A 16,028-nucleotide genomic window follows, 5' to 3' on the forward strand; every position below is an offset into this window, starting at 1 on the left:
TCTCTCTCCCCGAATCGCTCAGCTACGACTGGAAACGTCCACAAAGCGTCCACGCTTCTAGTCGTCCCCACCTTCAGCAGCCTCGGCGTTCTTGATATCCTCCCTCAGCTGCAAGATGTCGCCAATCACCAAGTATGTATAAATCACGTAGCGGTCTGCTTCATCCTGCGATGCGATAACATGATGAGAACCCTTTTGAGCAGCTTGGAAAATTGCATCCAGTCGCTCACCCAAGTAGCTCATGTGGGAGCCGACAATTTCGTTAAAACGAGCGGAGTGAGAGTTCTGCTCAACGTAAGCGACTAAACGATTGATATAGTTATCCGGCCCGAGCTTTATCGTTTTTTGGTTTTTCCCCTCGCCTATAACCTTATCCGCCGTCGGAGGATAAAGAGCGTCAGCTGTATCTTGAAGAATTCGCCTGCAACTATGAACTGCATTCGCCCAGTCCTCATCATTTTCAGACAGCAAGTTGTCATATACCGCAGCGAATTTCTTCATTGCGGTTGGGACGATCTCACCTACTTTGCTATCAACTCTGATCCGCGTGCGCTGAAAAACGTCCTCCGGCACAGCGGAGAATTTGAGCTCATAAAACACACCGCTAACATAATTATGAACATATGCTCGACGCTCAGCTAAAAGCTTCGACTTAATTGTAATAACATCAATATATCCCTTCCTTTCTTTAGCGTTACCCGTCGGATTGAAAACATACTGATTGGGGTTTGCTGACGAAATTGAAAGGTCCGGATCAGCAGCCGCTTTCACACCTTCACGAGCGGCTTCAATTTCCAAAGCTATTTGGTCAAGCGATTCGGTCCGAGCGAACTCTTTGATCTCATCTTCAATTTTCTTCTGATATACGCGCCCAGCAATCTTCGCTAGTGACCAAACTTCAGACGGTATACCATTGGGACTGCTTGGATACCCGCTAGCCTCATACAGCATTATCTGCTGCTTTTCAAAATCACCCAGAAGCCTAGCCAGTCGGCTGGCTTTCAGCGCGATACTGGTTAGCGAGACGCGCCCCAATTCTATATCGGTCAGGATCTCTTCACTTAACGGAAGAGCTACCCCGAGTGCATTATTACTCATGAAATCACCTGCCTACCCTATCAGCCATCGGATTTAGATTTACCAACTCAGCCAAATTGAATCGCCCCTGGTTTCCTAGACACTCTCCAAGCTCAGAAAATAGCGTTTCTCATATTCTACTGGAGACAGCTGCATAGCGCTGCTGTGTCGACGTTTTGGGTTATAGAACATCTCGATGTAATCGAAAATATCACTTCTGGCTTCGTCACGCGTTGCGTAGATCTTTCGTCGGATTCGCTCCCGCTTCAAAAGCTGGAAAAAGCTCTCGGCTACGGCATTGTCATGGCAGTTTCCCCGCCGGCTCATGCTGCTGATTACATTTTGGCCTTCAAAAAGCTTTGCCAATCTGAGCTGCAGAACTGACTGCCTTGATCTGTGTGAATCATTACTTGCTGCTGTGGCTTGCGTCGCCACACGGCCATCAACATCGCGTCGATAGCCAGGTCGCTGCACATCCTTGGCTTCATTGACCAACCAATTACCTGGCGTGAGAAGAGATCCAGCACTACCGCCAGATGAAGCCATCCTTCATGAGTAATATCTGTCATCCAGACCTTGTTCGGCTCGCTGACCTTGATCTGCCGGGCAAGGTGGTTGGGCGAGGCCGCGGTTGGTTTTCCGCTATAAAACCCAGGTCGACGGCGATAGCCTGTTTGCGAACGCAACCCCTCTGCCTGCATCAAACGACCGACTCGATTTCGCCCGCATGTCTCTCCCAGCTCACGTAGGTCATCATGAATTCTGCGGTAGCCGTACACGCCTCCGCTTTCGAGCCAAGCATGTTTGATCAAGCCAAGCAGACGATGATCTTCTTTTGCTCGGGCAGATTGAGGCTCGGCCAACCAGGCGTAATAGCCGCTGGGATGCACCTTTAGGGTTTGGCAAAGGCGCCGCACCGGGTAATCCGTCGAGTGCTTCTTGATGAAGGCGTACTTCAGCCGCACTCCTTGGCAAAGTACGCGGCGGCCTTCTTTAAGATGTCTCGCTCTTCCGTCACGTGCTTGAGTTCAGCGCGCAGCTTGCGCAGTTCGGCTTGCTGGTCATCGTCTTGCTGACGCTGCTCTTGGGGTTTGCTGTAGAGCTTGATCCAGGCGTAGAGGCTGTGAGCGGACATGCCCAAGCGCTGGGCAACATCGGCGACAGGCTTGCCTTTCTCGGTCACTTGCTTGACCGCTTCGATCTTGAATTCTTCAGGGTAACGCTGACGACTCATGGCACCTCCTATTTGGGCTTCATTATGAGGCTAGGAGGTGTCTAGGAAACCAGGGGCGATTCATACTCGCCCTGGGACGGAATCTCAACCAGATCGCCAGGAGCTTGAATGAAGGTCATTACGAGCCGATCACCGTTGCGCGAATCGAGGCGCTTAGCCGTCTTATCAACAAGTATACGGACATCGTAAGTGACGCGATCCGAGCCAGTCTTGAGCGCTGGAGCCTCGAATGATGCCGGGGTTTGCGAGACTGAAGGTCCGAGAGCGATCCACGCTTGGAGACCTTCATGATCGAGGGCGAAGAATACGATCTAGCCAGAACCATTGATGAAGCCATTTCAGTCATCGTGTTCGGCTCTATGCCTAGGAAAGCCCCCGTTGCACCCGGAATCCGCATAAATTACGCAATACTATCGTGCCATCACATGAAGATTCGGTAAGATTCGGTTAGCTCACGACTACCGAAGATCAGAAAATGGAATTCAACCCCTTCGACGCCCGAGTGCAGGGCACGCCGACCAGGGTCACTCGGGTGGCGATGCTCATCTGGTTGATCAAAACGCCTCTACTCAAGGGCTGCATGCACGAGCTTCTAAGGGGCTACTTCGCCCTCAGAGCTAGAAAGCTAGACGCCCGTCATCCTGCACACGGCCGCGACAGGCTACAACATTCGACCATCCTCGCAGCTTTCTTACATCCCACCATCTTCGTTGTAAAAACAAAGGTAACAGATCGGGCATTTTCGGTGGCTGATGCCGGGTGCAGCGAACGCGTAACAACCGTGAACCTAAACTGCCGGGAAGCCGGGCTGGCTAACACCTCGATTGGTAAGCGCCGCCAAAAATTTTTGTCTATGCAAATAATACATGCATTCTGAAAAACTAATAATTCGGTAAAAACAATGATTGAATTTATCTCTCAGAATAACAAGCAAAACCTAATTTTGTTCGTACATGGTTTCTGCGGCGGAGAAGCAACCTGGAGAAATGGAACGGCCAAGTCTTTCCCAGAGCTGCTCCTTGACGACCCTGAAATTTCAGAAAACTACGACATTGCTCAATTTTCTTACTTTACCAAGCTACTGAATCTATTTGCAAAAGCGGGAAAAGTCTCCACAATTCTCAAAAGAGTTTTCTCCACTTCTCATGGAAAACTTGCCAAGAATATAAGTATTGAAGAAATAGGAAATCTGCTGAGAACCGAGATCCGTTTCAGACTACAGTCCTACCAAAATATAATTATTGTTGCTCATAGCATGGGCGGGCTAGTTACGAAGAGCGCGATAATTAGTGACCTGTTAGATAAAAACCCTTCGAAAATAAAGCTATTCATTTCATTAGCTGTGCCACATCACGGAGCGGAAGCAGCGACATACGGAAAGCTAATAAGCGAGAACCTTCAGATTGAAGGGTTGGCCCCGCTTAACGACTTCATACACAAGATCAGTGACGAGTGGCTGAAAACAAGTCTCAGACCTACCACAAAATATTTTTATGGCGCTTATGACACAGTAGTGAAAAAAACCAGCGCAGCTCCATCGGACAAAGAAAAGTCAGATATCATCCCTGTTAACGAAGATCACACAAGTATAACTAAGCCTGAGGGCCCAGGCAGCACAATCTTTATCGCAGTTCGACAAACAATTTTAGATTTTGAAAAAAGCGACCCTGGAATGTCCAATCTAGAACTTCAAGAGCTTCTAGACGAAACCAATTTTGATGACGAACTGTTTGTACTAAAGCTTATCAGCGCAGATATACATAAAACTTCCATAAGAGAGGCCAAAGAAGTCTTTCTAAATGCCGAGTATATTAGAAAAATATTTAACAGCCCATCCGATCAAAAACGCCTCGCCGATCTTTACAAAAAAATCAGAAAAATATACCAAACTAGCTACTCTAAGTATCTTCATGACGGCATTCCCAATTCAGGCCTTTTGTTAACAGACGTCCACGAAGTAATTCTAAAAGAAGACAAGGGCTTTTTAGAAACCTTCATCCCTTTCATAAATGCCATCCATAAGCAAGGAATGCTCCATCAACTTTCAAACTCTGAAGACGAGAATATTTGGTGGACCAAAGACATCCCTGCTTCGTCCTTGAAAAAACTTATAAGCGAGGACAAAAATGAGTAAGCTACCTTACATACAACCAGAGAGAGAGCTTCACTATAATCTTGGCGTGCTATTGCTAGTAATAAGCGGGCTCGCCGTAACAAAAAAACGTAAAAAGGTATTGAATCTAGATAAAATTCAATCTTTCTACTTTCTTACCACTCGCCCTTCCTTACTCAATAGCGTCCTGAAGCTTGCTAACAAAAATCAAATCCTTATAGAAGAAAGGGATTATTACACAGTCGGGACTTTGTCTCCAAACGTCGAAGAGCTGTTCGACCGAGAAAGGATTCTGACTATGCTAAAAATTCTAGCTTCAAAGGACTTCCTATCCGTAGAATATTCCAATAACGATGGTTTTTTATTCGACCTGACTGACATCGGCAAAAACAAAGCCAGCGAATTAACCGAGGGATATTTTCAAAGAATATCTTCCTTCATCAAATTATTATCAGAGCTTCAGTCACAGCCCCCTTCGAAACTCAATGGATATATAAATTCAGCCTTAAGGCAGGAAGCATAATGAATACATCTGAAGGTCTTCTTCTCAAGAATCTAATTCTGCATGGACATCGAAAAGAATATCGAGTCCCTTTCCATCCCGGCATCAACATAATCTATGGCGATGCCGACACCGGAAAATCAAGCATTCTGCGTCTTGTTTATTATTTACTCGGCGGCAAAGAAATCAAGCTGGACAAAGAAATCACCTCCTCGGTAAAACACGCAACTCTTGAACTTCACATCAATGGAAGACCGTACTGCATAAGTCGAGACTTATTCAATCCGTCAAAAGACATTGACGTATACTTCTGCGAGCTTTCAAAAATATCTAATTCTTTCCCGGAAAAATTTAGGTCAAGCGTTACAAAGGGAGATGAGCAAAACAAGAGTCTTTCTGACTTTTTGCTAGAGGCTTTGGAGTTCCCTACTGTTCGGCTGAAGCAAGCACCGACAAAAGACTCGTCAGAAACAGCTCGATTGAGCTTTTTAGACTTATTTAAGTTCATGTATTTAGACCAAGATGATGTAGGCAGCTCTCATATGCTCAACATCGGCAACCCTGTTTTGGAAACTAAAAACAGGGAAGTCTTAAAATACATTTTTAATGTTCTAGATTCTAGCGCTTCGGAACTCGAGGTTGAAATCTCAAAAAAATCAACTGATAAGACACAGCTGATCAGTCAGTATACGGCAATTACTTCATTTTTAAAGCAAACGGAATTCAAAGATACTGAGTCACTTGATGAAGAAATTAGCAACATCGACCTTGTTAAAGCAGAGCTAAAGGATCAAGTATCTGATTTAAACAAAAGAATGACGAGCAATAATGCACTGTACCAAGGGCTGAAGGACGTGCTAAACACAATAAGCCTCAAGATAGATCAGCAAGAAAATACAAAGAAGTCAAAGTTACGTAACATTGAACGATTCACTCGGCTCCTCAACGAGTATGAAAACGATATTGAGCGAATAAAGGCTGGGGTTTCAGCCAGGGAAATCATCGGACGTGACGTCCAAGAGCAAACTAATTGCCCAATTTGTGAAACAGTTATCGAAATCCAAGATCTATCTGAAAAATTTGACTTACCTGACGATAGCCGTTTAAAAAACGAACTTTCAGCTATCACCCGTAGAACTAGGGATCTGAAGCAGCTAATCGCAGAGAACAGAGCTGACCTGGAGATAGCCAACAGCCTTCTTTCAGCGCTTTACACAGAGAAAAACAAAGCTCGCGAGATGATCGACGACGAGCTAAAAACCTCGATATCGCCTTACTTAGCAGAGCGAGATGCGATCATTTCAGAACTTGCCCAGCTTGATGAACGCAGAGGAAAAGCGGTGCATTCTCTGCGTGTAAGAAACACTCAAACAGGAATTGCTGATCAGATAGCGCGCTTAGCAGGAAATATTGAGAATCTTAAAATAAAATTGGAAGAGCTTCGAAAGAATGCGCCTTCGCTCGACAACGTAATTAGAGACTTAGGCATTGACCTCAACAACTTCATAAAAGAAATTAAAATAAAAAACCACAACGGCGTAGGAATTCATTCAAAAACTTTTTTCCCTGTAGTGAGAGGCACTGAGTATCGGAAAATCAATTCTGGAGGTCTGCGCACGATCGTCTCAATTGGTTATCTGACGGCTATCCTTTCTCAAAAGCTACGGAAGGACACCAATCTTCCGGGACTGCTAATGATTGACACCGTAGGTAAGTTTTTGGGTAAGACTCCCGAAAATTCTGCCACAGATCAAACCGATGATCTAAACGAAGCAGATGGAGTTGCGGATCCTGAGAAGTACAAAAACCTATTCGAAGCACTTATTAAAACCGCCGAGCAATTCGACAATAAAAACAAACTTTGCCAGATAATTTTGGTTGACAACGACATACCTCATAACGTTGCCTACGAAATCCAAGGGTTGGAAATTGCACACTATAGGTCAAATGGAGTGAATGGTCTTCCGACCGGCCTTATTGATGACTGGGACTTAGCCGCCCCCCAAAAGCATTCCCTTACACAAATAGATGATGGCCAGATATAAGTGTTACGTCAACGATGCTGGATTTGCCAGGCAGCCAAATTAAATGCGCATCCACTCTGACAGGAGTATTTAATCCTATGGACCTCAGCCACGCCAGCTATGACATGCAGTTCGCTCTGCATCAGGTATGTTCCTCTCCAGATCCGCTCTCAGCATTAAGGGCGTATGAAAGTAACCACCATTTGCTCAAGGACTGGAGGATAATTTATGCCGCGGCTGATGATCGAGGTCCATTTAAACTTAGACGCCAAGAGTTCGCTGACCGAGGCTTTATATCAACCTGTTTTCGCGGAAAATCACTTTGGATATTGGACACTGAAGCAATCAGCACTTTGTCGCCAGTAAGATTTCAAATGGGGTATGGTACGTTTGTTGATTCCAATGCAGCAAGCTTCATTAAGGCACTGGGATATCGCGACAAGCCGTCTTCGGAACTGATTAATCGCGGGCTATCTCTACGAAAAAACCTCAACCGAGAGGAGCTTTCTAACCTAAATCCATATTTGTATCTGTGGGAGGCGCAACGTTCCTGGAGTTCACAAACGATCGAGAACAGCCGCATGACTCTCGCAGCAATCCATGCACTGTCACTAGACCCTAACCCTCTAGACGAGTCTTGGGGCTTACGATTTAGAAAACTTCACAAAGAGCAAGCTGAATATCAGGCAGACCAATTAATTTCTGATTTTCAAAGCCAACTAGATAATGGGTTGAGCGAGGGCATTGAACAACAAGTAAGCCTTGTGGAATGCATGATTTTACGCACCAAAATTATTGAAGCAAGCTCTTCCAAATCATCAGAGTACAAGATGGAAGAGCTTATGCAGTTCATGCATGAAGATCTATCAATTTTTATGCTAAGAGAGTTGATTGTTTGCGCTGACATATTATGTCGAAGCGGCCGATCTGCGCTATCAAAAAAACTCAACTCTTTGCTTGATAAGAAAGACCCACTTGCAATAATAAAGAATTGCTCATGGGATCTTTATTTACCAAGAGCTTTAGATGCAATGGCCAACACGAATACTCTACCTGAAGCTGAATTTTACCTTGGCAATTTAATCACCTTTGATACCGATGTGGCTGACATCCTCAGACTTACAGAGCTACGCGCAATGGCAATGCACCGAAAGTCTTCGCTTACATTCCCTTTCTTTAACGAGGAATTTGTAGACTGGCTACTAGCTCGACTAGGTGAAAGACGCATGAACTCTATTTCAAATATTTTCCAAGCAGAAGCTTTCGAGTTACGAGCAAAGCAACGAAGCCATGAGAAAGTTAAGAACATAATTTTAGAGGATCGAGCTCGTTTACTTTCACTAAAAAAGTCGAAGCACTGAATTCACGGTCCATTCACTTGTAGCGCGCAATCTTAGGAATGCCCGGTACGCCGGTTGCTCAGCCTAACCGTTTGGTAGCAGAGCTACACGTGGGCATTCAGACGCCCCGTACTCCAAGTACCGTTGGATATTTCTACTGAAAATCGGTACGGAAGCGGTACAATGCTCAGCTTGGGCGACCTTCTCAAGATTAAGCTCAACATCCGGAATTACGGGGCCTACAGCTATGCCAAGCTACGTTCACTTTACAGCGCTTTCTCCAGGCATATCAGCTCGCCCAGCAACTCATAATCCTTTGGTCCACGGTTCGAGTCCGTGTGGGCCCACCAGCTACGACGAAGCCGCGCGATTGCGCGGCTTTTGCGTTTCTAGCGCTGCGAAAACGCAAGGTGACTTTGACGTTCCACAACCCGCAATAACCAAACAACCTGCCTTGAAAATAGACAGTGAGCCGAATAGCCGGCATTATCGGCTCATCATATGAGCCGAATAGGCTCGTTAATCGGCTCAGCGAACCTTATGAACGACCCGCTCTGGATCTGGCAGCAGCCCGACTGGCCGCACTTCAGCTGGCAAGCCGAAGCGCTTGCACCGCTGCTGCGCGCTTGCGGTCAGGCACAGGGACGTTTGCTGGGCATGCTCGGCGCGGTGGGGAAGGACAGCGAAGTGCAGAGCAGCCTGGATGCCATGCTGCAGAACATCATCACCTCTTCTGCCATTGAGGGCGAACAACTGAATGTCGGTTCGGTACGCTCATCACTGGCACGGCGCTTGGGGTTGAAGGAAGAAGGCCGCACCACCTCACGCTCCGAAGGCCTGGCGGAACTCCTGCTCGACGCCACCCGTGCCCACCAGCAAGCGCTGGACGAACAGCGACTGTTCACCTGGCACCGTTGGTTATTCCCCCGCGACGAGCAACTGCTGGCTCGACCGTTACACATCGGCGCACTGCGTGGCGATGAGCCGATGCAGGTCATATCAGGCCGGATCGACCGCCCTACCGTACATTTCGAAGCCCCTCCTCGCGCAGGGCTGGAAGCGCAACTGGCAGAATTCCTCGCCTGGTTCGAGCGCAGTCGCAGTGATACGAGCCTCGACCCCTTTGTACGCGCGGGCGTCGCTCATTTGTGGTTCGTTACCTTGCACCCCTTCGATGACGGCAACGGTCGCCTTACGCGCGCAATCACCGACCTGGCATTGGCCCAGGGCGAGCAGCAGGCCATCCGCTTTTACGCCATGTCCGCAAGCATCCTCGATGACCGCACCGGTTACTACCACATCCTCGAGGCCAGCCAGAAAGGCTTCCTGAACATCACCGCCTGGCTGCAATGGTTCCTCGCGACCTTGCTCAACAGCCTGGATCAGGCCCTTGCTCGTATCGATCGCGTGCTGGCCAAGGCACGCTTCTGGCAGGCGCATCGCAGCCAGGCGTTGTCGGTAGAGCAGGTCAAAGTGCTCAATCACCTGCTGGATGGTGGAGAACGTGGCTTTGAAAATGGCATCAGCGCCGCTCAGTACCAAGCGGTAGCCAAGGTATCCAAAGCCACCGCGACCCGTCACCTGAGCGACTTGCTGGAAAAGGGCTGTATCGAACGGCTGCCTGGTGGCGGGCGCAGCACACGCTATCAGATAACACGCTGAGCAGCTGAACCACTCTCATCTGCCGCACTGCTTCATCAGCCCGTAGAACAATGGCCACCCCCGCACCAACAGAACGCGTAAGCGGACTTGACCCTCACGCTACGGGAGGCTTGACCATGCGTATGGTCAACCAGACGTGATGGGATGTAACGGTAATGATGAAACAACAACCCCTTCTCGAGGGCATTCCCCGCCGCCGGTCAGCACTTACCATGGCCCTTGCGCGTGCGGCCCACCAACTTCTCGATGAACCCACGCTATTGCAGGACAGGCACGCGTTCGACGTACTGGGCAGCAGCCTGGCACGGCAAACGGTCGTCGACCCCTATGCCTACAATGCGCCGATGCTCCGTACGCTGCGCGCGGCCGTGGTCGCACGCAGCAAGCTGGTGGAAGACCGAGTGGCCCTCGCCATAAGCGCTGGGCTGCGCCAGGTCGTGATCCTCGGAGCAGGGCTGGACACGCTGTCCCTCCGCCTTCCCGACAGCGTCAGATGCGTTGAGCTGGATCAGGCAGAGATCCAGCAATGGAAACTGGAGCGTTTGCAAGAGAGCGGTGTCGCGATCCCTTCCAACGTCGCCTTCGTTGCCGCAGACCTTGCTGAAGTTCTTTTGCCAGCAGTGCTCGATAAACATGGAATCGACCCGGGACGCCCGACCTTTTTCAGTTGCCTGGGCGTACTTCCCTACCTGGAAACCTCCGTCGCGCTGGCAATGGTCCGCCAGGTTGCCCTTTATCCGTCCCAGAGCGAGATTGTGTTCGATGCGCGCGTTGCACGCGGATTGCTGTCACCGGTCGAGCAGTGGATGGACGATATGGCTGCACGATCATTCGCGGCCGCAGGCGAGCCTTGGCTAAGCGCGTTTGACCCTGCCGAACTGAAAGCGACGCTCCTTTGCAGTGGGTACTGCGAAGTGGAATGCCTGGACGCTGAAGCGATCAACGCTCGCTACTTCGTGCGCCGGCGAGACGGCCTGCAGACATTGGATGGCGGTTTGCGCCTGTACAGGGCCACCGTCGGTTAACGTACATTCGCAACGGGGTCATATGAGGAGACATTGCTGTGCGGCTTAAAGTCGGCGAACTTGCCAGGCGGTCGGGGCTTTCGGTACGCACCCTGCACCACTATGACAGCCTTGGGTTGCTCAAACCGTCAGTTCGCTCTGACGCTGGCTATCGCCTTTATGGCGCGGCAGACATCCAAAGGCTCGGCAAGATCCTGGCGCTTCGCGAGCTGGGCATTCCTCTGGATGAAATTCGCCACACCCTTGATGGAGGCGTGCTTTCAACTCCAGCGGTGCTAGCTGCGCAGTTGGCCCGTGTCGATGCGGAAATAGCACGTCAGCAGAAACTTCGCGCCAGCCTGGAACGTCTACAGCGCGCAATACTTGAAGAGGAACCGTCCGAAGCGGCTTGCCTGAGCACGCTGGAAGCCCTGGCATGCTACCGCCAACACCTCACCGAGGACGATCTCAGCTTGCCTTTGCTGGGAAGCAACGGAAAATTCGCGGCTGCTTGGCAGGGGCGGGTTGATGGCCTTCGCGCTTTGCTTGCAAAGGGCGTGTCACCACGCGCATCGGTTGCTCGTCATGCAGCACGCGACTGGATAGCGCTGTTGGAAAAAGACACGCGGTCCAATGCTGGAATGTTCGTGCGCGTAGATAATCTGCTGGCTTCGCAAAGCGCCGATCTGGCGAATACATGTTTTACTCCACAACTCGCAGAGTACATCCTGAGTGCGTTCTGTGAGCACCGCCTGCTGGTTTATCGCAAGCACCTGACTGCCAACGCCTATAAACATCTGCGACGCACCTACATCGACGTCATGCGCGAGTGGCCGCGCCTGCTGGACAGGTTGGAAGCCCTGCGCAAGGCTCGTTGTCCGACCACGAACGCCGAGGTGCAGGCTATCGCCAGGTCGTGGCTGGACATGCGCCGCAAGCTCGCGCTGGACGACGCTGCCCTCCAGACCATGCGACGGGCCGAGGAGTCGGAGCCAGAGCTGCACATCGGCACCTGGCTCCATCCTGGTCTGCTGACGTTCCTCAAGGGCGCGGTCGCTTCGGTTTCTGCATGTGCCGATGGCCAAAACCCCAACACCTGATTCCCCCCCTCCCGACGCCTCACCTGCTACCAGCACAGCACCTCGTCAACAAAAGCCACTGCGGCTGCCCTTGCCCTGATTGCCAAGGGCTGGCTAGGCTAGCGGGCCAACCGTAGAGACTTGCCATGTCGGATCCCCGCTCCATCACGCTGGATGAAATCGATCGCCAGCTGATCGCCCTGCTGCAGATCAACGCCCGCGAAAGCGTCGCCACCCTCGCCCGCCAGCTGGGTATCGCCCGCACCACCGTCAACTCGCGTCTGGAGCGGCTGGAGAAGAACAAGGTCATCTCCGGCTATGGTGTGCGCCTGGGCCAGCGGGTGCTGGGCGGCGGGCTGCAGGCGTATGTGGGGATCAAGGTGCAGCCGCGCTCGGGCAAGGAGGTGGTGCGGCGCCTGAGTGCCATGGGGCAGGTGCAACAGCTGTGTGCGGTAAGCGGCGAGTTCGACTATGTGGCCTGGTTGCGTACCGACTCGCCCGAACAGCTGGACCAGTTGCTCGACCAGATCGGCAGTCTCGACGGGGTGGAGAAGACCACCACGTCGATCATCCTCAGCAGCAAGGTGGACCGCGGGCAGCCGCTCTGAGCCAGCTGGCGGTCAGGCCTCCTGGCCGTCGAGCAAGCCCTCCAGGATCGCCGAGAGGCTTTCGGCGCAATGCTGCATCGACCAGACCCTGTCACGGCTGCGCTCGGGGGCATGGTGCTGGGCGTAGTCGCTGGCGATCTGGTTGAGGCCACGGGCCAGAAGGCAAGCGTGGACGAGGGCGTCTGCGGCGTCGATGCCGGGGCGGATGGCGAACAGCGATGGGTGGCTGGAGTCGCAGTTGCAGAAGGATTTCTCGGCGGTGGGTCTGAGTTTTTCGGGTTGACCGGAATCAGAACTCTTCATGATGCAATTTCCAAATTGAGACTTGAGGAAACTGCCGGCCAACTCCTTCTCACGGGACTGGGCGGCAGCCATGCACGGGGTGAGAAACCGGCCAACTTGGAAATCCGGCCAGGCCGAAGCCTGCCCGCGCACAGCTGCCATGACACAAGCCTTGGTGCGAAGTTGGAGATGGGTTCTCACACCCGATCGCCCGAACGGGGGCGACCCAGTGAAGTTAACGATGAGGCGTTTCCCACGCAGCCAGACCGAGGCTATAGCGGGCGTAGGGTAATTCTTTAACGCCCGGCGCGGGTGTAGGAAATGGCTGATCACCTCCGACTCAAAGCCCACAGGGAAAGGCGTCTGCTTCGGATAGGCTATCCATCATAAACGTCGAATTAATCGTCATTCAGACGAGATAAGCGACATTTGGACAACACTATGCACCTTAATAACGAACACCCCACTCCCTAAAATGGCCCCAGGCATCTCCTATACTCAGGCTCCGCGCCCAGCGCAGCCCCTCTGGCAAGGTCACTTCCATGAACAAGAAAAACCGCCACCCCGCCGACGGCAAAAAGCCCATTACCATTTTCGGCCCGGACTTCCCCTTCGCCTTCGACGACTGGCTGGAACACCCCGCCGGCCTGGGCAGCATCCCGGCCGAGCGCCATGGTGAGGAAGTGGCCATCGTGGGCGCCGGTATCGCCGGGCTGGTGGCGGCCTACGAGCTGATGAAGCTGGGCCTCAAGCCGGTGGTGTACGAGGCCTCCAAACTGGGTGGCCGCCTGCGTTCGCAAGCCTTCAACGGTACCGACGGGGTCATCGCCGAACTGGGTGGCATGCGGTTTCCGGTATCGTCCACCGCCTTCTACCACTATGTGGACAAGCTGGGCTTGGAAACCAAGCCCTTCCCCAACCCGCTGACGCCGGCCTCCGGCAGCACCGTGATCGACCTGGAAGGGCAGACCTACTACGCCGAGAACCCCGGCGACCTGCCCAAGCTGTTCCAGGAGGTGGCCGACGCCTGGGCCGACGCGCTGGAAAGCGGTGCCCAGTTCGCCGACATCCAGCAGGCCATCCGCGACCGTGACGTACCGCGCCTGAAGGAACTGTGGAACAAACTGGTACCGCTGTGGGATGACCGCACCTTCTACGACTTCGTGGCCACCTCGCGCTCGTTCGCCAAGCTGAGCTTCCAGCATCGCGAAGTGTTCGGCCAGGTTGGCTTCGGCACCGGTGGCTGGGACTCGGACTTCCCCAACTCGATGCTGGAAATCTTCCGCGTGGTCATGACCAATTGCGACGACCACCAGCACCTGGTGGTCGGCGGTGTCGAGCAGGTGCCGCAAGGCATCTGGCGCCATGTGCCGGAGCGTTGCGTGCACTGGCCCGAAGGCACCAGCTTGAGCTCCCTGCATGGCGGCGCGCCGCGTACCGGGGTAAAACGCATCGCCCGCGCTGCCGATGGCCGCCTGGCGGTCACCGACAACTGGGGCGACACGCGGCACTACAGCGCCGTGCTCGCCACCTGCCAGACCTGGCTGCTGACCACCCAGATCGACTGCGAGGAATCGCTGTTCTCGCAAAAGATGTGGATGGCCCTGGACCGCACCCGCTACATGCAGTCGTCGAAGACTTTCGTCATGGTCGACCGGCCATTCTGGAAGGACAAGGACCCGGAAACCGGCCGCGACCTGATGAGCATGACCCTCACCGATCGCCTCACCCGCGGTACCTACCTGTTCGACAACGGCGACGACAAGCCGGGGGTGATCTGCCTGTCCTACGCCTGGATGAGCGACGCCCTGAAGATGCTGCCGCACCCGGTGGAGAAACGCGTGCAGCTGGCCCTGGACGCGCTGAAGAAGATCTACCCGAAGACCGATATCGCCGGGCACATCATCGGCGACCCGATCACCGTTTCCTGGGAAGCCGACCCGTACTTCCTCGGCGCCTTCAAGGGTGCGCTGCCTGGCCACTACCGCTACAACCAGCGCATGTATGCGCACTTCATGCAGCAAGACATGCCTGCCGAGCAGCGTGGCATCTTCATTGCCGGCGACGACGTGTCCTGGACCCCTGCCTGGGTCGAAGGCGCTGTGCAGACCTCGCTGAATGCGGTGTGGGGTATCATGAACCACTTTGGTGGCCGCACCCACCCGGAAAACCCTGGCCCAGGCGACGTGTTCAACGACATCGGCCCGATCGCCCTGGCGGACTGAGACAAGGAGGCAGCATGCGCATCGCTCTGTTCCAGGGCACGCCCAAGCCACTGGACGTGCCCGGCAACCTGCAACGCTTGCGCCACCAGGCGCAACTGGCGGCCGAACGCGGCGCGCGGTTGCTGGTGTGCCCGGAAATGTTCCTGACCGGTTACAACATCGGCCTGGGCCAGGTCGAACGCCTGGCCGAGGCCGACGATGGCCCGGCCGCCATGGAAGTGGTGGAGATCGCCCAGGCGCACCGCATTGCCATCGTCTATGGCTACCCGGAGCGCGGCGCTGACGGCGCGATCTACAACAGCGTGCAGCTGATCGATGCACAGGGACGCAGCCTGGGCAACTACCGCAAGACCCACCTGTTCGGAGAACTGGACCGCTCGATGTTCAGCCCAGGTCCTGACCATTTCCCCGTGGTGGAGCTGGATGGCTGGAAGGTCGGGCTGCTGATCTGCTACGACATCGAGTTCCCGGAGAATGCCCGCCGCCTGGCGCTGGACGGCGCCGAGCTGATCCTGGTGCCGACGGCGAACATGACGCCGTACGACTTCGTTTGCCAGGTGACCGTGCGGGCGCGGGCTCAGGAGAACCAGTGCTACCTGGTGTATGCCAACTACTGTGGTGCCGAAGACGAGATCCATTATTGCGGGCAGAGCAGCATCATCGGCCCTGATGGCAGCCTGCTGGCAATGGCCGGGCATGACGAGTGCCAGTTGCTGGCCGAACTCGAGCATGAGCGGGTGGTACAGGGACGGGCGGCATTTCCCTACCTGACCGATCTGCGCCAGGAACTGCACCTGCATAAAGGTTGACGGCCTGTTCGCGGGCTAACCCGCGAAGAGGCCGAGCCTGCCAACAAATGGGTTAGCATGGCATGCAGC

14 protein-coding genes, 1 tRNA gene and 1 pseudogene are annotated in these 16,028 nt (G+C 53.1%); 13 read left to right on the forward strand and 3 right to left on the reverse strand.

Translation table 11 applies throughout. The annotated features are described in order from the left end of the window. Positions 1 to 57 precede the first annotated feature (57 nt). On the reverse strand, positions 58 to 1,098 hold the full coding sequence (locus B4L76_RS19100) for a hypothetical protein (RefSeq protein WP_296234663.1): 1,041 nt from the start codon (positions 1,096 to 1,098) through the stop codon (positions 58 to 60). A gap of 75 nt (positions 1,099 to 1,173) precedes the next feature. Beyond that, positions 1,174 to 2,311, reverse strand: a pseudogene (locus B4L76_RS19105) (IS3 family transposase). A gap of 71 nt (positions 2,312 to 2,382) precedes the next feature. On the opposite strand from B4L76_RS19105, the gene mobC reads away from it, so the two are divergent. From mobC to B4L76_RS19160, 11 genes are all read left to right on the forward strand, one after another. Then, positions 2,383 to 2,544 carry a plasmid mobilization relaxosome protein MobC gene (mobC, locus tag B4L76_RS19110; protein WP_296234754.1) on the forward strand — a complete coding sequence of 54 codons (162 nt, stop codon included), beginning with the start codon at positions 2,383 to 2,385 and terminating at the stop codon, positions 2,542 to 2,544. A gap of 242 nt (positions 2,545 to 2,786) precedes the next feature. Next, entirely contained in the window at positions 2,787 to 3,188 is a 402-nt protein-coding gene (locus B4L76_RS19115) for a hypothetical protein (RefSeq protein ID WP_296234665.1), read from the forward strand. 24 nt (positions 3,189 to 3,212) lie between these two features. Next, positions 3,213 to 4,445 (forward strand): ABC-three component system protein, encoded by a 1,233-nt coding sequence (locus B4L76_RS19120; protein WP_296234667.1) that lies wholly within the window; start codon positions 3,213 to 3,215, stop codon positions 4,443 to 4,445. Then, positions 4,438 to 4,947 (forward strand): ABC-three component system middle component 4, encoded by a 510-nt coding sequence (locus B4L76_RS19125; RefSeq protein WP_296234669.1) that lies wholly within the window; start codon positions 4,438 to 4,440, stop codon positions 4,945 to 4,947. The genes B4L76_RS19120 and B4L76_RS19125 overlap by 8 nt, the downstream gene beginning before the upstream one ends. Continuing rightward, entirely contained in the window at positions 4,947 to 6,971 is a 2,025-nt protein-coding gene (locus tag B4L76_RS19130; protein ID WP_296234671.1) for an AAA family ATPase, read from the forward strand. Before B4L76_RS19125 ends, B4L76_RS19130 begins: the two co-directional genes overlap by 1 nt. 77 nt (positions 6,972 to 7,048) lie before the next feature. Further along, the gene (locus B4L76_RS19135; RefSeq protein WP_296234673.1) at positions 7,049 to 8,311 is read left to right on the forward strand and encodes a hypothetical protein; all 1,263 of its coding nucleotides are present in this window, start codon (positions 7,049 to 7,051) and stop codon (positions 8,309 to 8,311) included. Between the two features lie 214 nt (positions 8,312 to 8,525). Next, positions 8,526 to 8,640, forward strand: a tRNA-OTHER gene (locus B4L76_RS19140). Positions 8,641 to 8,830: 190 nt separating this feature from the next. Further along, entirely contained in the window at positions 8,831 to 9,952 is a 1,122-nt protein-coding gene (locus B4L76_RS19145; RefSeq protein ID WP_296234674.1) for a Fic family protein, read from the forward strand. Between the two features lie 155 nt (positions 9,953 to 10,107). After that, complete coding sequence (locus B4L76_RS19150) at positions 10,108 to 10,977, forward strand: class I SAM-dependent methyltransferase (protein ID WP_296234675.1); 870 nt, start codon at positions 10,108 to 10,110, stop codon at positions 10,975 to 10,977. A gap of 38 nt (positions 10,978 to 11,015) precedes the next feature. After that, a complete protein-coding gene (locus B4L76_RS19155) occupies positions 11,016 to 12,056 on the forward strand; it encodes a MerR family transcriptional regulator (RefSeq protein WP_296234676.1) in 1,041 nt (346 codons plus the stop codon). A 125-nt stretch (positions 12,057 to 12,181) separates the two neighbouring features. Further along, positions 12,182 to 12,643 (forward strand): Lrp/AsnC family transcriptional regulator, encoded by a 462-nt coding sequence (locus B4L76_RS19160; protein WP_296234678.1) that lies wholly within the window; start codon positions 12,182 to 12,184, stop codon positions 12,641 to 12,643. 12 nt (positions 12,644 to 12,655) lie between these two features. Here the strand turns inward: B4L76_RS19160 and B4L76_RS19165 are convergent, their stop codons facing one another. Continuing rightward, positions 12,656 to 12,946 carry a hypothetical protein gene (locus B4L76_RS19165; protein WP_296234679.1) on the reverse strand — a complete coding sequence of 97 codons (291 nt, stop codon included), beginning with the start codon at positions 12,944 to 12,946 and terminating at the stop codon, positions 12,656 to 12,658. Between the two features lie 521 nt (positions 12,947 to 13,467). Between B4L76_RS19165 and B4L76_RS19170 the strand changes: the two genes are divergently transcribed. Together B4L76_RS19170 and B4L76_RS19175 are read left to right on the forward strand one after the other, a co-directional pair. Further along, the gene (locus tag B4L76_RS19170) at positions 13,468 to 15,150 is read left to right on the forward strand and encodes a flavin monoamine oxidase family protein (RefSeq protein ID WP_296234680.1); all 1,683 of its coding nucleotides are present in this window, start codon (positions 13,468 to 13,470) and stop codon (positions 15,148 to 15,150) included. A gap of 14 nt (positions 15,151 to 15,164) precedes the next feature. After that, entirely contained in the window at positions 15,165 to 15,959 is a 795-nt protein-coding gene (locus B4L76_RS19175; protein WP_296234681.1) for a carbon-nitrogen hydrolase family protein, read from the forward strand. Positions 15,960 to 16,028 lie beyond the last annotated feature (69 nt).

The organism is Pseudomonas sp. UBA4617, assembly GCF_002386445.1.
Taxonomy (GTDB): domain Bacteria; phylum Pseudomonadota; class Gammaproteobacteria; order Pseudomonadales; family Pseudomonadaceae; genus Aquipseudomonas.